The following is a 17,126-nucleotide window of genomic DNA, read 5'->3' on the forward strand; positions in this document are numbered from 1 at the left end:
AACCCTTATATAGAAAGGCATTTAGCGATTTTTGTCAATTGTTTTTGATCTAGAGCGAACTAATCAATTAAGTCTCTTACCAGATAAGGATTTAGTCGATTTATGCCCCCCTATCGAACCATACCAAGTAACGAAGAACCATAACTTCCTTTTATCAAAAATCCTATTTAAAAGTTATAGGATAGTGGGGAAGAAAAAAAGATGTTAGCGATAACATCTTTTTGGCATTTTTTACAATTTAACTTCAATATCAACCCCTGCGGGTAAATCTAATTTCATCAAAGCATCGATTGTCTTAGAAGAGGGTTGGTAAATATCAATAATGCGGCGATGGGTGCGGGTTTCAAAATGTTCACGGGAGTCCTTGTCAACGTGAGGGGAACGCAGGACACAATAAATCTTTCTTTTGGTCGGTAGGGGAATCGGTCCGATCGCCGTGGCGTTAGTTCTATTGGCAGTATCGACAATCTTCTCACAGGAAGTATCGAGTAAGCGCCGGTCAAAAGCTTTCAAACGAATGCGAATCTTCTGTTGTTGTAACGTAGCCATAATTTCACCTATTGCAATTGTCAAGGTACGAGATAAAGACAGTAACGGAGCAGCTTTTAAATTCACTGCCCCGTTAATTAGTAGATTAGCCTACTTGATAATTTTCGAGATAACGCCAGAACCGATGGTGCGACCACCTTCGCGAATAGCGAAGCGCATACCCTGTTCAATAGCGATCGGGTTGATCAGTTCCACAGTCATTTTGATCCGGTCCCCCGGCATGACCATTTCTACTGTTTCTCCCTCGTCGGAGGTGTAGTCTTGGATAGTGCCAGTTACGTCGGTCGTCCTTACATAGAACTGAGGACGATAGTTTTTAAAGAAAGGAGTGTGACGACCACCTTCTGCTTGAGTTAACACATATACCTCACCTTCAAACTGGGTGTGGGGTTTGATTGTACCCGGTTTAGCGATAACCATGCCGCGCTCGATGTCGGTTTTTTGGATACCACGTAGAAGGATACCAGCGTTATCGCCAGCCATTCCTTCTTCAAGACTTTTCTTGAACATTTCGATCCCAGTAACGGTGGTGGGGCGAGTTTCTCTGATCCCGACCAATTCCACGTTATCACCCACTTTTACCTTACCGCGTTCGATCCGACCGGTAGCCACCGTCCCCCGACCAGTAATCGAGAATACGTCTTCTACCGCCATCAGGAAGGGTTTATCGATCGCCCGTTCAGGAGTGGGAATATAGCTATCCACCGCGTCCATTAATTCATAAATCGCATCTACCCACTCGTTATCGCCTTTTTGGGCTTTGGGGTTTTTGGTCATGTACTCGAGGGCTTCTTTAGCAGAACCAGCAATAATGGGGATATCGTCGCCAGCAAAGTCGTAACTGCTGAGAAGTTCGCGCACTTCCAGTTCTACGAGTTCCAGTAACTCCTCATCATCCACCATATCTTTTTTGTTGAGGAAGACGACCAGGTTAGGTACACCCACCTGACGAGCCAGCAGGATATGTTCCCGGGTTTGGGGCATGGGGCCATCAGCGGCCGAGACCACGAGAATACCACCGTCCATCTGTGCCGCACCGGTGATCATGTTTTTTACATAGTCCGCGTGGCCGGGGCAGTCAACGTGAGCATAGTGGCGATCGGCGGTTTCGTACTCAACGTGAGCGGTGTTGATGGTGATCCCGCGAGCCTTTTCTTCAGGAGCGGCATCGATTTCATCGTATTTTTTAGCTTGGGCATTACCCAGAGCCGCTAGGGTCATAGTGATAGCGGCGGTGAGGGTAGTTTTGCCGTGGTCAACGTGACCGATCGTACCGATGTTAACGTGGGGTTTCGTCCGTTCAAATTTAGCGCGTGCCATTTACTTTCTGTTCCTTTGTTTTTTTTTCTTCTTCAGCTGGGTGAACAGTAATCAGTCACCAGAGATCAGTTTTAAGTTAGCAGTTATTAGAGTTGACCGACCAACTTTAAATGATCGGTTTGTCTTCACTGCTCACCGGTCACTGGTCACTGATTAGCCGTTCCCTTTACTTTTGGTGATAATCGTCTCGGCCACGTTGCGGGGGACTTCTTCGTAATGGCTAAATTCCATGGTGAAGATGCCCCGTCCTTGGGTTTTGGAGCGAATATCAGTGGCGTAACCAAACATTTCCGCTAGGGGAACTTTAGCGGAGACTTTGGCGATGCCAGTCTCGGTTTCTTGACCTTCGATTTGTCCCCGACGGGAGTTAAGATCACCGATGACGTTACCGATGAAGTCTTCGGGTACTTCCACCTCAACCTTCATCATCGGTTCTAGGAGAACGGGAGAAGCTTTCATCACCGCTTCTTTGATCGCCATGGAACCGGCAATCTTAAAGGCCATCTCGGAGGAGTCCACATCGTGGAAAGAACCATCCACCAGGGTTGCCTTCAGGTCGATGACGGGATAACCCGCTACGATCCCCGATTCGCAAGCTTCTTTCATCCCTTGTTCTGACGGGTTGATGTATTCTTTGGGGATAGCACCACCGACAATTTTGGAGACAAAAACAAAGCCAGACCCCGGTTCACCCGGTTCGAGTTCGATGACGACGTGGCCGTACTGCCCTTTACCGCCACTTTGACGGATAAATTTACCCTCAGCCCGTACGGGTTTCCGCACAGTTTCCCGATAGGCAACTTGGGGAGCGCCCACGGTTGCTTCGACTTTATATTCCCGGAGCATTCGATCGACCAGGATTTCCAGGTGCAGTTCTCCCATCCCGGCGATTACCGTTTGATTGGTTTCGGGATCAACTTTGACCCGGAAGGTGGGATCTTCATCGGAGAGAGCTTGCAGAGCTTTGCTGAGTTTCTCGATGTCCTGTTTGGTTTTCGGTTCCACCGCCACGGAGATAACCGGTTCGGGGATAAAGAGGGATTCTAGGATAATCGGGTTTTTCTCATCACAGAGGGTATCCCCAGTAATGGTGTTTTTCAGTCCGATCGCCGCCCCTAGATCACCGGCGCGCAGTTCATCCACTTCGATCCGTTCGTTGGATTTGAGGACAATCAGGCGAGCGATCCGTTCTTTGGTTCCTTTGGTGGAGTTGTAGGCGTAGCTGCCTTTGGCCAAAACCCCAGAATAAACCCGCAGGAAGGTTAAACGACCGAAGGGATCGGCCATGATTTTGAAGGCGAGAGCAGAGAAGGGAGCATCATCTTTCGCTTCCCGGATTTCTTCGGTTCCGTCGGGGAGAATCCCTTTAACGGCAGCTACTTCCGAGGGCGAGGGCAGATAATCGACGACGGCATCGAGGAGCAGTTGTACCCCTTTGTTTTTGAAGGCTGAACCGCAGAGGACGGGAACAATTGTACCTGCAATCGTCCCTTCTCTGAGACCGCGTTTGATTTCCGCTGCGGTGAGTTCTTCACCTTCTAGATATTTTTCTAGGAGTTCTTCATCAGCTTCCGCTACAGCTTCCACCAGTTGCAGGCGGAATTCTTCGGCCTTTTTCAATAAGTCTTCGGGAATGTCGGTTTCTTCTATGTCTTTCCCTAGATCGTCCTTATATATATAGGCGCGCATCTTGACGAGATCAACGATCCCGCTCAGTTCGCTTTCCGCGCCGATCGGCATTTGGATGGGAACGGCGTTAGTTCTGAGGCGATCTCTTAATTGTTCGTAAACTTTGAAGAAATTCGCTCCCGTTCTGTCCATTTTGTTGACAAAGGCAATCCGGGGTACTTTGTACCGATCGGCTTGTCTCCAGACGGTTTCCGATTGGGGTTGTACACCACCAACAGAGCAGAAAACCGCCACTACTCCATCGAGTACCCGCATGGAACGTTCCACTTCAATGGTGAAATCGACGTGACCGGGGGTATCAATGATGTTGATGCGATGATCTTGCCAACTGGTACTGATGGCGGCGGCGGTGATGGTGATTCCCCGCTCCCGTTCCTGTTCCATCCAGTCGGTAATTGCCGTTCCGTCGTGGACTTCGCCCAGTTTATGAGCGACTCCCGTGTAGAACAGGATTCTTTCTGTTGTCGTTGTTTTGCCCGCGTCTATATGAGCGGCGATTCCGATGTTTCGCACTCTCTCTAGCGGGATAGTCCGTGCCACAGCAACCTCCTTGCTTTGCTTGCCAGTGAAATTGGATTTTGTTCCAGTATTTTTTACACTATTTACAATTCTATACTTTTCTTGACAGTTTTTTTAGCGGCAGAGGTCTGGTCTACCGCCCTAAGTATGGTTTAGTAACGATAGTGGGCGAAGGCTTTGTTTGCTTCTGCCATGCGGTGGGTTTCTTCCCGCTTTTTGATCGTGCCGCCGGTTTCATTGGCCGCATCCATGATCTCGTTGGCCAGTTTACCGGCCATGGTTTTGCCGCCTCTAGTCCGAGCATAATGAACCAACCAGCGTAGTGCCAATGTACTACCACGATTGCTGCGTACTTCCATCGGTACTTGATAGGTGGCTCCACCGACCCGGCGGGCTTTCACTTCCACTAGGGGAGTGGCGTTTTTAACGGCTTTTTCAAATACTTCTAGGGGTTCTTGACCGGTACGTTCGCCGACGGTTTTCAGGGCATCGTAAACGATATTAGCGGCCAGGGATTTTTTGCCCGATCGCATGATCCGGCGGATGGTCATGCTGACTAAACAGCTATTGTAAACGGGATCGGGGGGAATAGGACGTTTTTTGACGTTTTTACGGCGAGACATCGGAGTATTCCTGAATTTTCTAGGTTAACTTTAACTTTTGCTTGACAGTCGGATGATTACAGCCCATCTCAAACCCTCTCCTGCGAGTCTCAAGTCTCTTGGGTTAACTTTGACCGACTCGGTGGGAGTATTTTTTTGGTTAATCAATTCCCTGTTTATTTAGCTGCGGGTTTGGGGCGTTTGGTTCCGTACTTAGACCGCGCCTTTTGACGGTTTTTCACCCCAGTGGCATCGAGGGTGCCGCGAATGATGTGATATCTGACTCCGGGCAGATCTTTAACCCGACCGCCCCGAATGAGGACGACGGAGTGTTCTTGCAGGTTATGACCGATCCCGGGGATGTAGGCTGTCACCTCAAATCCAGAGGTTAAACGTACCCTAGCCACTTTCCGTAGGGCTGAGTTGGGTTTTTTCGGTGTGGTGGTATATACTCTTGTACAAACTCCCCGACGTTGGGGGCATTGTTTGAGGGCGGGAGATTTGGTTTTTCTTTTCGCTTTGGATCTTTCGTCGCGTATTAATTGCTGAATGGTGGGCATGATAGGGCTGTATCTAAGGTTACTCTGAACTCCTATTACCGAAGGTCAAATCGTTGACAAAAGGCCATTATAGCAAATTGTTGCTCTTGTTGTCAAGTCGCTTATTGTGCTTTTCTCCGGTTTAGAGGTTAGAGATTGTCTTTTTCTTGGGCGGCGGCGGCACTTAATTCGAGCGTTATTAGGCGATAAAACTACAGCTTCGTTGTTTTGGCTTGATCATGCAATTGTAGCGATAATTATCGCCTAATTAATCGGCTAATGTCTGAAAAACTGTCTCTAGCTAACCTCATTTTCAGAATTGGTGTCTAGACTATTAGCTCTTAACGCTATATTTAGAGCTTTTGTACTGGATGCCCCACAAATATGCTGCCATAAAATATTGTTAACCCTAAAGGTTAACAATATTACAAGGGTCATCTACAATGGATATTGTATTTAAGAAAAAAAAATTTGAGAACGAATGCAATAGCCAACGGCTCCTGAAAAAACAGTATGGAGAGAAGATGGCTAAGAAAATCAGGCAAAGACTCGACGATTTAAAACATGACTAATACTATTGAGAACAGATCTGCACCGGATTTTATTTCTCCACCGGGAGAAACCCTTGCCGAAATCCTAGAAGAAAGAAATATGTCTCAATCGGAACTGGCCCAACGTATGGGCAGACCGAGAAAGACTATCAATGAGATCATAAAAGGTAAAGCGGAGATTACTAGCGATACCGCTTTACAGATAGAGTTAGTGTTAGGAACTCCCGCCAGTTTCTGGATGGAGCGCGAAAGACTTTATCGGGAATATTTAGCGAGAAAAAACGAGAATCAAAGATTAAAAGGTTATTTAGGCTGGTTAACAAAAATTCCTTATCGGCAGATGACTAAACTAGGCTGGCTCAAGTTTTATGAGGATAAAATAGAGCAATTACGGGAGAGCTTAATTTTTTTTGCCGTTGTCTCCCCTGAGCAATGGGAGGAGATTTGGGGGAGAAATTTATCGATTGATTTTAGAAAGTCTCAGGCATTTGAGAGCGATCAAGGGGCGATAACAGCATGGTTACGTCAAGGAGAAATAGAGGCATCGAAAATTAATTGTGCTGATTACAACGAGTTGAAATTCAGAGATGTCTTGCAGCAAATTCGTTTGTTAACTGTTAAGTCGATCAAGGTATTTCAACCGCAAATGATCGACCTTTGTGCGGCAGCGGGAGTTGCCTTGGTCTTTGTTCCTGAACTTCCGAAAACAAGGGGACACGGTGCTACCCGTTGGTTAGGTTCTCAGAAAGCTTTAATTCAATTGAGCGATCGATACAAAACAAATGATCATTTTTGGTTTTCTTTTTTTCATGAAGCTGGTCATATTGTATTACATGGGAAACGAATTTTATTTTTAGAGGGGCAAGATATTCAAGATAAAATTAAAGAAAAAGAGGCGGATATTTTTGCGGCTAATTTATTAATTAATTCCAGAGATTGGCAGAGATTTATCGCCAATAATTGTCTAAGTAAAAAAGCTATTAATCAATTTGCCGAACAACTAGGAATACACCCTGGTATTATTGTTGGTAGACTGCAACATGAGCAAATTATTTCTGATCAAAACTGTAATGATCTCAAGGACAAATATTGTCTAAATACACAAGATTCCTTTTTGGTATTGACGAGCGACTCCCCAAAAGGAAAACTTCCTATCTCACCATTAAGATAACTGCTGTAAGCGGAGATTACTAAGGATAAATTTGACAATAACTGACAAAATTGCGATAAAATCAAAAAAAGTCAGGTAGAGGATAGTTATGCTCGATCTTGCGAAATTAGCGGCAAAAATGCCCGGGATTAGTCAACATTTTCAACAGGAAGTGGCAGCTAGTCGCGAGCGAGTGCAGCGAGCGAAAATTCTTTTAGAACAAGCGCAACAGCAACAGGAAAAACTGCTAGAACTCTATCATAACTGGCACGATCGCCTAATTTTCTCCGTAGCGCTACCGATCGAACCTCTCGACACCCGCATTACTATCCTTCCCGCTCCCGAAAGTCATAGCGTTTTTGCCACGGATGGTTCCCAAATTGCCCCTTCTCACCACGAAATCGCCTACTGTTATCTAATTAATATCGGTAGGATTATGTTGCACTATGGTCAAAATTTACACCCTCTGCTCGATAGCATTCCCGAAGTCTATTACAAATCAGAAGACCTCTACATTTCTAAACAGTGGGGTATTCGCGTGGATGAGTGGATGAGTTATCGTCGGACGGTATTAGAAAGCCAAATGTTAGCAGAAATGGCTACTCGTTGGGTAAAACCCCCTGGGGCCCATTATGAACCAAATTTAGCCCTCGTGGATGGTTCTTTGATCTATTGGTTTATCGATAGTCTCCCCCCGGAAGCAAAAGATTTAATTTTGCCACCGATTTTTCAGTCTTGGGACGATTTAAAATCAGCTAGAATCCCGCTTATGGGTTATATTAGTGCTTCTCGTAGCACGGAAGGCTTAAATTTCCTGCGTTTACAATCTTGTCCCCATGATAGTCCCAATTGCTTGATCAATTGCGGTGATTTAGACCCAGAAAAAACTCCTTGTCGCGTCGTCGATCCTCTCCGGGATGCTTCTCTCTGGGGTTATTTATTGGAACCGGGACAAAGAAGTCCTTTTTGGCGCAGTTCTTTGAAAATACTCGATCTTTATGGGGATGAACATCGCATTTACTTCTGTTATCTCCATGTGGGGACGGAAATCGCTAGGGTAGAGGTTCCTGCTTGGGTGGTGGAGGAGCGAGAATTACTCGATCGCTCTTTGAGTATTTTACTGGCCCAGGTGTTAAAAGGTTATGGTTATCCGATCGCCTTAGCGGAAGCGCACAATTTAGCAGTGATTAAAGGTGGCGATCGCCTGCGTTTTTTTGCCCTTTTGGAACAACAGATGATTAAAGTCGGTTTACAGGATGTGGGAACATCTTATAAGGAAGCGAGAAAGCGCAGTAGTATCGCTTAATTGAGGATTCAGCAGATGGGGAGTGGTCACTGATAACTGATAACTGGTCACTGATAACTGATAACTGGTCACTGATAACTGAAAAAGGTGGGAATTACCCACCTTAAACTTGATTTTTGCCGAATTTTTCTAGCGACTGCTCCGATCTTGATCCAAGACGCTGACGGGGAAATTATTATAACCAACGTGATGTTTGCTGGTTTTTTGAATTTCTTCTTTAATTTGATCTAGATCAACATAGCGATCGGCTACATTAATTAAACTATCACTGGTCATCGATCGCAAACTAACCACTTCCACTCGCGCACCACGGTAACTGACGGAATCGGCAGCATAGGCCAAATCCCCATCACCACTGACAATGACTGCGGTATCATAGGAACCCACTAGAGCCATTAAATCCACGGCGATTTCCACGTCGAGATTGGCTTTTTTGGAACCATCGGGTAATTGTACTAGATCTTTAGCGATGACTCGATAACCGTTGCGACGCATCCAGAGGAGGAATCCCTGCTGTTTTTCGTTAGTGCGATCAACTCCAGTATAAAAGAAGGCCCGCAAGAGACGAGAACCGGCAGTTAAACGACAAAGTAATTTGGTGTAGTCAATTTCGATACCTAATTGCAGAGCCGCATAAAATAAATTGGAACCATCGATGAAAATCGCCACACGACCGCGATTTTCTAGCACTTGTTCGGGGGTGAAGACTGGGGCCGTGTCATAATCATCAAACATTTTATTTTTCCTCGTTTGTTAAAAGTTTAGTGTTGATTGTTTGCCAGTTGTATCCCAAAGGACAACAGACCTTAAAAAATAGAGTTATTAAAAAATTCCTTTAGGAATCGTTTAACGGCAGTTCTAGTTTAGAAAAGATCGGTTCAGGTGTTCCTAGTTGTGGATTTGTGGGTAATCCCCATTGACAGTGTTGGGAAAAAGAGACACCATCGGGGGAGTTTTCTCCGTCCTCCGACCTGAAAGTATTAAAATCAATAACAAAACCTAGTTGTTGATAAATTTTACTGCTCAAGGTCGGTATTATCGGTGAGAGTAGGTAGGCAGAGAGTCTGACTGATTCCAAAACCGCGTAGAGGACTTTTTCTACTGCTGCTTGTTGTTTCTGTTTAAATAAACTCCAGGGCGCACTCTCATCGATAAACTTGTTACTGGCACGAATTAACGCCAATATTTCCTCACAGGCTTGATTAAATTGTAGCGCATCATACTTCTGTTCAACAATTACCCCTAGATTGATCCCCATATTCTTAAGACGATTATCGTTCGGGATATCTACGCCAGTCAACTGGGGGGGGATATTTTGGCAGTATTTTTTAACCATGCCTAGGGTGCGATTGAGGAGATTGCCTAAATCGTTGGCTAAATCCGCGTTAAGAATATTAACAAATCTGGTTTCCTGAAAATCGCCATCCTGTCCTAATTCAATCTCTTTGACGAAATAGTAACGGACGGCATCGGCCCCATAGCGCTCAACCAAATCGAAGGGATCGAGGGTATTACCGAGACTTTTGCCCATTTTCCGCCCGTCTTTGGTCAAAAAGCCATGGCCGAATACTCTTTTAGGCAAGGGTAAACCTGCCGACATTAGCATAGCCGGCCAATAAATGGCATGGAATCTTAATATATCTTTACCGATCAGATGCAGATTGATCGGCCACCATTTGGCTAAGGCATTTTCTAGGGTGGGTTCGTCTTCGGGGTCGAGAAGGGCGGTAACATAGCCAAGAAGGGCATCAAACCAAACGTAGATGGTATGCTGACCATCGTGGGGAATGGGAAACCCCCAAGCGACATTAACCCTAGAGATGGAGAAGTCCTGTAGTCCCTGGTTGACGAAGTTGAGAACCTCATTACGTCGGCTTTCTGGTTGAATAAAATCGGCTTGCTCTTGGTAAAGTTGTTCTAGTTGTGCCTGATACTTAGAGAGACGGAAAAAATAGTTTTCCTCGTCGCGCCATTCGGCGGCCAGATTAGTATGAATGGGACAACAGCCATTATCTAATAGTTCTCTTTTTTCCTTAAATTCTTCACAGGCGACGCAATACCAACCCTGTTGGCGATCGAGATAGATATCGCCCTTTTCCCAGACTCTTTCAAAAAATTCGTTAACAATTGCCTGATGACGGGGGGCAGTGGTGCGACTAAAGCGATCATACTGGATATGTAGCTTTGCCCAGAGATTGGCAAAACTGGTGGCGATGCGATCGCAGTGTTCCTGGGGATTGAGTCCTTTGGCCGCAGCAGTCCGTTCGATTTTCTGTCCGTGTTCGTCGGTTCCTGTAATTAAGAGGACAGAATTGCCCTGTAACCGCTGCCATCGTGCCATAACATCCGCTACGATCGTTGTGTAAGCACTACCGATGTGAGGGATATCGTTGACATAATAAAGAGGTGTTGTTAAAGCAAATGTTCTTCGCTCATTCAAATCATTCATGAAATTTATTTTTTTTAATAGACGAGGCTGCCCCGAGGCTGATCCGTAGATGATTGGGACATAATCCCTATATTTTATGATCCTCTAATTCTGTTTTATCCTTTAGTTGTGATCTAAGTCAATAAAAACAATCTTAAGGCCGATTTTTTTTTTCCATGAAGCTGCTTACCCCCCTATCTACCTCTCGTTTAATTCTTGATACCACACGCACGGGTCTGTTTACCGTCGGTCAAGAAAATCTACCCAGCCAAGGAGTGGCGATCGTGGTAAGTAACCATCGTAGCTTTTTGGACGCGCCGATCTTAATTCAAGCTTTGGGCAAAAGTCTCCCGATCGCCTGTCATCACTACATGGGAAAAACGCCGCTTTTGCGGGAATTAATCGGAGAATTAGGCTGTTTTCCCTTTGATACCCCCGAAAAACGCCACCGAACTTTTTTTCGGCAAGCAACGGATTTTTTACAGTCCGGACGATGGATCGGTTTATTTCCAGAAGGTGGATCGCCGATGTTAAATTTGACTCCTCCTCGTCAAATTAGCCGTTTTCAAAGCGGATTTGCCCATTTAGCCCTGCGTTGTCCCGTGGAGAATTTATCTGTCTTACCTGTGGCTATTCTCTCCGAGTCGGAAACTGCTATTAGTCCTTTTCCCGTGCGTTTGCTACGCTGGTTAGATACCACAGAACCTTTATTCGATCAAGATGGTTGGCATCCTGTTGTATTTTATCATCGTGTTAAGGTGGCGATCGGTCGTCCCTACCGCATTACTGAGAGCGATCGCTCAGATTATCAAGGTAAACAAGGAAAAAAAGCGATTAATCGTTTAATTGGTCATTGTCAGTCGGAAATTAGCGATTTATTGCTGAAGGGCTAAGTCAGGAGGCAGGAGGCAGGAGGCAGCTTTTTTCTTCCCACTTCCTAACTCATAATTCATAATTGATAATTCATAATTGATACTCCTTTTTCTTATTGCGCCAATATTCTGACTAGCTCTGCTTTCTTCATCTTGCTTAAACCAACGATTCCCTTTTCTTTGGCTAGAGTCTTTAATTCAGAAACAGTCTTGAGTTTGAGAGTTTCTTCTGAAAACTCCTCAATCACTGCATCTTGTTGAGATTGAGGAGTGAGATAAAAGACAGTTTTGAGTAAATCTAATCCCTTCCCTTTTGTAATTCCACACTTGAGGGCAACAATTGAGTCTAAACTCTTCCAGAATTGACGGGGAGCCTCATCAATCCTAGCAGTAGCAGTAGCTAATTTAACTGTTTTTAGTGGGCTATTCGGTTGTTCAATTAAGAACTGTAAAGCAGATTTAATTTCTTCTCTTGAAGCTGTTGACAGATTTAGTTTTGGGGTTTCTTCTCTTGCCAAAACTCTGGATATATTCCTAGCATCTTCTGTTCCATCAGCAATAATACACCAAATTCTTTCTAGTCCAGCCCTTTCAGCCACAGCATAAACAAATGAGTTGCCGATAACTTCATAGCGATCCTCTGATAGTTCTTTGACGATCACGGGCAGCCAGTTGCGTCCACCTTTCTGCTGTAATAGTTTAGCAGCAACTTCAATTAAAAAACTATCAGCATCGGTCCCATTAGTAATTTCTATTTCATCTAAGTAGAGATACTTCAAAGTACCAATATCGGTATATTCCATCATTGTAAAAAATACTCCTTTGCTAAGTCTTTGTAGTAGTCATAAGCGGAACGATTTTTATAAACGGCTGGCACGCGAGCGAAGGCAGCACTGGCTATAATAGCGTATTCTGGCACTTGATGAATATGTAAATCTTTTTTGGCATTAGTATATCTGGGATAAAAATAGGGTACAAGGTTTTTGTCATTTTTTAGTATTTGATTAATTTCTTTTTGGGCAAGTTCTAACTGTGGTTGAGTAATCTTCTCACCGTTGAAAAAAATTGGTAAGGCTATGGGAGTCCCATCTTTTTTTGATTTTTGCATTTCCGGCAGAAACTCCTTGATGGCAGTGGCTGCATTATTAAGGGAGAATGAATTGTTATGTTTTGTGGGTAAGAGGACAACATCGGCAGCATAAACAGCCAGCTTGCTAGTAAATCGCCAATTGGGAGCTGCATCTATAAAGATGTAATCATATTCATATCTAGCTAAGTCTAATTTTCTATGGAGAGTGTATATTTTCATTTTAGCATTATACTCAAATTCCGAATACTCTGCCATTTTAGGCTCAGTAGGAACGACATCGAAGGTAATTTGTCGTTTTGAATTCTTAAAAATATAGGGACGAATCACTGATTTTAGTTCAATATTGCGGTCAGTTAAAGCCTTTTCTAGTAGGCCATCTTCTGGTTTCATATTTAGGAGAGATCTAGTTAAATCTCCTTGATTAAAATCAAAGTCTAAAACTAAAACTTTTTTACCTAACAAGGCAAGAATAGCGGCAAGATTTACGGTTGTGGTGGTTTTGCCTACACCGCCTTTATTATTGTAAACAGTAACCGTTAGTGCTTTGGGAGTATTGTCAATTTTTGTCTTGATCAGAGCTATAGTATCATCAATGTTCTCAGGAGTTAGCTCTATGCAAGTAGTGGCAGGAAAAATGATTTTACCATGTTTTCTAAATAACTGGATGTGCGAACCGTTAGTGATAATTCCCCATTGGGCTGCTTGACAGTTATTCCCTAATAACTGACGCTTTAACTGATTGACAGTTGCCTTATAACTTGGACTATTTTCAGTTAGGTTAATATCTCTACCTTTTAACTCTATCAGCAGAAAAGGATTACTCTTTGTCTGCAAAAAAATATCGTTTTCTAGGTTTCTCCGAGTGGCAAAGTCGGTAATCCCACCGCCTCCCGTGTCGTAACTTGGGATTATCTCCGTGGTTGAAAATCCTAAATATGATATCAGGTAAGGTGCAAAGTTGGTGCTAACAATCGCTTCCGACGCATTTTGAGGCAAATGCTGAAGATAAGATTTGAGACTTTTTACTTTGGGGGTGTTATCTTTCATTTCAGTTCACAAACTATAGACTAAAGTTAATGAATTACTGTTTTTTTGAGTATAACACCCCATTTCCTCAACCCCTAACCCATTATGGAAAAATTAACTAATCTCGATCGCTTGGCTGAAGAAATTTTAGGTTTAATTCCAACAGAAACGGTTATCATTGCCGAATTTGACGGTGATAGTATTTATTATCGCGCGGGTGCGGGTAAAAACAGCCAGGCAATTGTGGGCAAAAGGGGTGATATTGCCACGTCGGGATTGTGTACGGTGGTTTACCGGGATAGTTGTCCGGTGGTGGTGGGACAAACCCTAGGAGATAATCGCATCCGTCAGGATATAGCCGTCGCTTTGGGGATAAAAACGGCTTTAGCTGTGCCAATTAGGGTTAATAATCAGTTATTTGGCGCAGTAATGGTCTTAAACCGTCTCGATGCTGGGGAATTGACCGATCGAGATAGTTTGTTAGTGGAGGAATATCTGAACTCGTTACTCAGAGATGAGGGATAGAAGCGGTTGGGTAATCCAGTTGAATGCTACGGCGATTTGATGGTTGAGGGTGGGCAGACGGTAGAGATAGACTAAGCGACGGGTAAGATGGGCAAGGGGGCCGGCTAATTGTAGTCCTAAACCGCTAATGGTAGCTTCATCGATGCCGAGGGTCAACATTTCGCCTAAAGGTTGATAACGGAAGGGTAAAGCCGGTTTATCGTGGAAACTCGCCCAAATATTCCAAGCGCAGTAGTCGGACTGTTGAAGGGCTACTTGGGCCGTGGCAGCATAGGGTTTATCGTCTTGATCGCGACTATCGGCCGCATCGCCGATCGCGTAGATACTGGGGTTTTCGACAGTTTGTAAATATTGATTAACTTTTAGTAATTTGCGCTCATTATGTGCTATGGGCAAATTAGCGATCAGTGGGGAGGCGATCGGACTAACGGTCCAGAGAATTAGATCAACGGGGATATTGTCGATCTGTCCTTTGTAGTCAAGGGAGAGGCGATCAGCTTGGATATCGGCGACGGTGGTTTCTAGGTCTAACCAAACCAGACGTTTTTCCAGGGCTTTTTTGGCAGTGTCGCGGTTAAATTGGGGTGAAAGGGCAATTATATCGCTATTTCTTTCGATCAGACGAATTCTTCCCCTTTCTCCGAGGCGATCGGCCAGCTTACAGGCTAATTCTACGCCGCTATAACCGCCCCCGATAATGGCGACCCGAATTTTATCGCGATCGGATTGTTCTAGGGTTTTGAGTCGATCCCGAAGACGATAGGCATCCTCGAGACTACGAAAGGGGATAGCGTGGGTTTTGGCCCCGGGTAGGAAGTCAAGGGAGGATTGACCACCGAGGGCGATCACGAGGCGGTCATAGCATATATCGTTTTGATTGTCAAGGGTTATTTTATGATTATTAACATCGATCGCCGTGACGGTTCCCTGTTGGAAGTCAACGGGGGTATTGGCGAGCAATTCGCTGAAAGGGGGAGCAATTTCCCAGGATTCTAGTTCTGAGGTGACTAATTCGTAGAGAAGGGGAGAAAATAAAAAGCGATCGTTTTTATCAATTAAGGTAATTTGGGGGGGGTGTTGATCGGGCCAAGGCAATTGACTCAAACGTAAAGCAGTATAGAGTCCACCAAAACCACCACCGAGAATACAAATTTTTGGGTTTGAGTCAGTCATATCGATCGCTGAGGGTTTTGTTTCTTATTTTGACACTCCTTGCCGTAAAATGGACGGGGAACCTTAAACCCAAATTTTCGGTAAAGCAAGGAAAGAAAAATAGTTTTTATTTATCTAACCAGCCAAATGGTCAGCAAAGCCACAATTGTAGCCAGAAAAAGGATATGATTCATCCAATCGTCGAAAGACCAATTTTTAAACATAATTAGTTCCTTAAAATCTTACTGCTCAACAGCTTACCTTAATTCCTGATAGAAGTGCTATCGGGTGCGGCCGGTTGACTGGGGCAATATGTTGAGAGCGGTTACTAATTTGACCGCCGGATAAAATTAAGATTAGAGCTTATTAGAGAGGAAAAACCTAACCAGAAGAATTTTTAGGTGAATCCTAATTGAGATGGGAGTCTTTGGGAATAACATCCAAACCGAGGAGAACCTTTTGAGTATTGGACATATCGCCGATAATTCTTTGTAGGGGTGGGGGAAGTTGTTTGACTAAAGTAGGAGTTACGAGAATTTTATCCTGTTCCGCTAATTGGGGCTGTTCGAGAACATCAATTATTTCTACCGTATAAAGATCGGATAACTCCTCGCGACAGATACGAAAAATATTGGCGATCGCCCTCTGGGATTTACTGGAATCGCCCATAATGTAGAGTTTGAGAAGATATTGACTCATGATTGCGTGTTATTGAACAGTTTAATGTTGCTGAGACCGATATAGTATTTACGATAGAAAGAGACGAGATAACCCATCAATTCTAAGACCATGAGACGACCTTCGCTAACGTAGGCCTGCGCTTTAGCCAGGGTGACATCCTGATTTTTTTGGCGTAGGGTGGTGGTATGAATATCCACCACATCGCGAGGACTAGCTTTTAAGAATCCTAACTTATCGGCCAAGCTTCGCAGTCGTTCCGATAGATTATGTTCCACTTTGTATGCTTGTTCTTCTAAAGCTAAGTCTAATAAGTCTCCGTAATTTTGGACTAATTCTTGAAAAATATCGGGAATACTCTGCTTTATTGCCTCAGAACCGAACATTTTCGCCGTGATGCTAGTTTGTACTCCCTTGATTAACTGTTCCAGTTCGCGAAATTCCTCTTCCTGTTGTTGATGTTTAAGATTGAGGATATATTGCTGACGCTCGATCGCCACACGAATTTGATAGACTAAAAGACTACTATCGATATTATTTAACTGAATATAACCGTCAGCACCCAGTTGAAAGGCTTTAACGACTAATTTCTCATCATTGCTAGTAGTTTGAACTACTATCGGTATATCAGAGGCTAATTCTCTGGTTTTGACTAGAATATTTAAGCCGGGGGGGACAGAGATTTCCAAGCTTAAGAGGATGAGATCAAATTTCTCCCCTGCTAGTTTTTCGGCAGTTTCCTGTAGATCCTGAGCTTGGGTGAGGGTAAAAGTCAACCCCCCGGCCAGGGAACATTGGGGGGCCTTTAACAGCAATCTCTGGATTAATTTAACAGTCGTCGGTTCATCCTCTATCAATAAAATCCTACAGATATCCCTAGTCATTGTTAATCGATCGCTAAAATTATCTTTTTCCCCTACTTTCATAGTACGCCCATCTTTGGGAAACGCAAGGACAAAATCACAATCTAGCATCCGCTATCTCGAAGTCTTATCGAAAATTTGGGTTAAAACCCCGTCGTTTTACGACGGCTTTAAGCTACAATGGAAAAAGCGATAACCAAGCTAAAAACTGAACCTTGACAACAGATAGTAGGGGGTTTCGTTCAGAAAAGACTTCAAATTCGGCCT

At 44.2% G+C, this 17,126-nt stretch carries 16 protein-coding genes and 2 pseudogenes; 6 read left to right on the top strand and 12 right to left on the bottom strand.

Features of this window, described 5'->3' with window-relative positions:
- Positions 1–25: 25 nt before the first annotated feature.
- Positions 26–208 (top strand): annotated as a pseudogene (locus IM319_RS13930) (hypothetical protein); the annotation flags it as partial.
- Positions 209–231: 23 nt separating this feature from the next.
- Here the strand turns inward: IM319_RS13930 and rpsJ are convergent.
- The 5 genes from rpsJ to rpsL form a co-directional block, all read right to left on the bottom strand.
- Positions 232–549 carry a 30S ribosomal protein S10 gene (rpsJ, locus tag IM319_RS13935; RefSeq protein WP_002800099.1) on the bottom strand — a complete coding sequence of 106 codons (318 nt, stop codon included), beginning with the start codon at positions 547–549 and terminating at the stop codon, positions 232–234.
- A gap of 90 nt (positions 550–639) precedes the next feature.
- Positions 640–1,869: an elongation factor Tu gene (gene tuf / locus IM319_RS13940; RefSeq protein WP_287684113.1), complete on the bottom strand. Its 1,230-nt coding sequence runs from the start codon at positions 1,867–1,869 to the stop codon at positions 640–642.
- Positions 1,870–2,022: 153 nt separating this feature from the next.
- On the bottom strand, positions 2,023–4,098 hold the full coding sequence (gene fusA, locus IM319_RS13945; RefSeq protein ID WP_287684112.1) for an elongation factor G: 2,076 nt from the start codon (positions 4,096–4,098) through the stop codon (positions 2,023–2,025).
- 131 nt (positions 4,099–4,229) lie between these two features.
- Positions 4,230–4,700, bottom strand: a complete 471-nt coding sequence (gene rpsG / locus IM319_RS13950) for a 30S ribosomal protein S7 (RefSeq protein ID WP_002758831.1) — start codon at positions 4,698–4,700, stop codon at positions 4,230–4,232.
- A gap of 155 nt (positions 4,701–4,855) precedes the next feature.
- On the bottom strand, positions 4,856–5,239 hold the full coding sequence (gene rpsL / locus IM319_RS13955; protein ID WP_002740176.1) for a 30S ribosomal protein S12: 384 nt from the start codon (positions 5,237–5,239) through the stop codon (positions 4,856–4,858).
- Between the two features lie 422 nt (positions 5,240–5,661).
- Here rpsL and IM319_RS22565 point away from each other — a divergent pair.
- From IM319_RS22565 to IM319_RS13965, 3 genes and pseudogenes are all read left to right on the top strand, one after another.
- Positions 5,662–5,781: pseudogene (locus IM319_RS22565) on the top strand (killer suppression protein); the annotation flags it as partial.
- Position 5,782: 1 nt separating this feature from the next.
- Positions 5,783–6,940, top strand: a complete 1,158-nt coding sequence (locus IM319_RS13960) for a HigA family addiction module antitoxin (protein ID WP_287735964.1) — start codon at positions 5,783–5,785, stop codon at positions 6,938–6,940.
- 88 nt (positions 6,941–7,028) lie between these two features.
- Positions 7,029–8,225 (top strand): DNA double-strand break repair nuclease NurA, encoded by a 1,197-nt coding sequence (locus tag IM319_RS13965; RefSeq protein WP_287684110.1) that lies wholly within the window; start codon positions 7,029–7,031, stop codon positions 8,223–8,225.
- A gap of 129 nt (positions 8,226–8,354) precedes the next feature.
- Here IM319_RS13965 and IM319_RS13970 read toward each other — a convergent pair whose 3' ends face one another.
- Both IM319_RS13970 and metG read right to left on the bottom strand, forming a co-directional pair.
- On the bottom strand, positions 8,355–8,960 hold the full coding sequence (locus tag IM319_RS13970; protein WP_002739868.1) for an NYN domain-containing protein: 606 nt from the start codon (positions 8,958–8,960) through the stop codon (positions 8,355–8,357).
- 100 nt (positions 8,961–9,060) lie between these two features.
- A complete protein-coding gene (metG, locus tag IM319_RS13975) occupies positions 9,061–10,674 on the bottom strand; it encodes a methionine--tRNA ligase (RefSeq protein ID WP_287735965.1) in 1,614 nt (537 codons plus the stop codon).
- Between the two features lie 155 nt (positions 10,675–10,829).
- Here metG and IM319_RS13980 point away from each other — a divergent pair, with 155 nt between their 5' ends.
- Positions 10,830–11,546, top strand: coding sequence for a lysophospholipid acyltransferase family protein (locus tag IM319_RS13980; protein WP_287076437.1), 717 nt, complete (start codon positions 10,830–10,832; stop codon positions 11,544–11,546).
- A gap of 92 nt (positions 11,547–11,638) precedes the next feature.
- Here IM319_RS13980 and IM319_RS13985 read toward each other — a convergent pair whose 3' ends face one another.
- Positions 11,639–12,331 carry a Rho termination factor N-terminal domain-containing protein gene (locus IM319_RS13985; RefSeq protein WP_287735966.1) on the bottom strand — a complete coding sequence of 231 codons (693 nt, stop codon included), beginning with the start codon at positions 12,329–12,331 and terminating at the stop codon, positions 11,639–11,641.
- Positions 12,328–13,662, bottom strand: coding sequence for an AAA family ATPase (locus IM319_RS13990; protein WP_287735967.1), 1,335 nt, complete (start codon positions 13,660–13,662; stop codon positions 12,328–12,330). Before IM319_RS13990 ends, IM319_RS13985 begins: the two co-directional genes overlap by 4 nt.
- Positions 13,663–13,746: 84 nt before the next feature.
- On the opposite strand from IM319_RS13990, the gene IM319_RS13995 reads away from it, so the two are divergent.
- Positions 13,747–14,166, top strand: a complete 420-nt coding sequence (locus IM319_RS13995) for a GAF domain-containing protein (protein ID WP_287735968.1) — start codon at positions 13,747–13,749, stop codon at positions 14,164–14,166.
- Here the strand turns inward: IM319_RS13995 and IM319_RS14000 are convergent.
- The 3 genes from IM319_RS14000 to IM319_RS14010 form a co-directional block, all read right to left on the bottom strand.
- The gene (locus IM319_RS14000) at positions 14,146–15,339 is read right to left on the bottom strand and encodes an NAD(P)/FAD-dependent oxidoreductase (protein ID WP_287677122.1); all 1,194 of its coding nucleotides are present in this window, start codon (positions 15,337–15,339) and stop codon (positions 14,146–14,148) included. The genes IM319_RS13995 and IM319_RS14000 overlap by 21 nt on opposite strands.
- Positions 15,340–15,726: 387 nt before the next feature.
- Complete coding sequence (locus tag IM319_RS14005; RefSeq protein ID WP_002752661.1) at positions 15,727–16,017, bottom strand: circadian clock KaiB family protein; 291 nt, start codon at positions 16,015–16,017, stop codon at positions 15,727–15,729.
- Positions 16,014–16,880 carry a response regulator gene (locus tag IM319_RS14010; RefSeq protein WP_286826632.1) on the bottom strand — a complete coding sequence of 289 codons (867 nt, stop codon included), beginning with the start codon at positions 16,878–16,880 and terminating at the stop codon, positions 16,014–16,016. Before IM319_RS14010 ends, IM319_RS14005 begins: the two co-directional genes overlap by 4 nt.
- Positions 16,881–17,126 lie beyond the last annotated feature (246 nt).

The organism is Microcystis sp. M113S1 (genome assembly GCF_020246945.1).
Lineage (GTDB): Bacteria > Cyanobacteriota > Cyanobacteriia > Cyanobacteriales > Microcystaceae > Microcystis.

Excerpts from the sequence above, each read along its gene's own strand:
- rpsJ (WP_002800099.1), bottom strand. The coding sequence starts at position 549 with ATGGCTACGTTACAACAACAGAAGATTCGCATTCGTTTGAAAGCTTTT.
- tuf (WP_287684113.1), bottom strand. The coding sequence starts at position 1,869 with ATGGCACGCGCTAAATTTGAACGGACGAAACCCCACGTTAACATCGGT.
- rpsG (WP_002758831.1), bottom strand. The coding sequence starts at position 4,700 with ATGTCTCGCCGTAAAAACGTCAAAAAACGTCCTATTCCCCCCGATCCC.
- rpsL (WP_002740176.1), bottom strand. The coding sequence starts at position 5,239 with ATGCCCACCATTCAGCAATTAATACGCGACGAAAGATCCAAAGCGAAA.
- IM319_RS13960 (WP_287735964.1), top strand. The coding sequence starts at position 5,783 with ATGACTAATACTATTGAGAACAGATCTGCACCGGATTTTATTTCTCCA.
- IM319_RS13965 (WP_287684110.1), top strand. The coding sequence starts at position 7,029 with ATGCTCGATCTTGCGAAATTAGCGGCAAAAATGCCCGGGATTAGTCAA.
- IM319_RS13970 (WP_002739868.1), bottom strand. The coding sequence starts at position 8,960 with ATGTTTGATGATTATGACACGGCCCCAGTCTTCACCCCCGAACAAGTG.
- metG (WP_287735965.1), bottom strand. The coding sequence starts at position 10,674 with ATGAATGATTTGAATGAGCGAAGAACATTTGCTTTAACAACACCTCTT.
- IM319_RS13980 (WP_287076437.1), top strand. The coding sequence starts at position 10,830 with ATGAAGCTGCTTACCCCCCTATCTACCTCTCGTTTAATTCTTGATACC.
- IM319_RS13985 (WP_287735966.1), bottom strand. The coding sequence starts at position 12,331 with ATGATGGAATATACCGATATTGGTACTTTGAAGTATCTCTACTTAGAT.
- IM319_RS13990 (WP_287735967.1), bottom strand. The coding sequence starts at position 13,662 with ATGAAAGATAACACCCCCAAAGTAAAAAGTCTCAAATCTTATCTTCAG.
- IM319_RS13995 (WP_287735968.1), top strand. The coding sequence starts at position 13,747 with ATGGAAAAATTAACTAATCTCGATCGCTTGGCTGAAGAAATTTTAGGT.
- IM319_RS14000 (WP_287677122.1), bottom strand. The coding sequence starts at position 15,339 with ATGACTGACTCAAACCCAAAAATTTGTATTCTCGGTGGTGGTTTTGGT.
- IM319_RS14005 (WP_002752661.1), bottom strand. The coding sequence starts at position 16,017 with ATGAGTCAATATCTTCTCAAACTCTACATTATGGGCGATTCCAGTAAA.
- IM319_RS14010 (WP_286826632.1), bottom strand. The coding sequence starts at position 16,880 with ATGACTAGGGATATCTGTAGGATTTTATTGATAGAGGATGAACCGACG.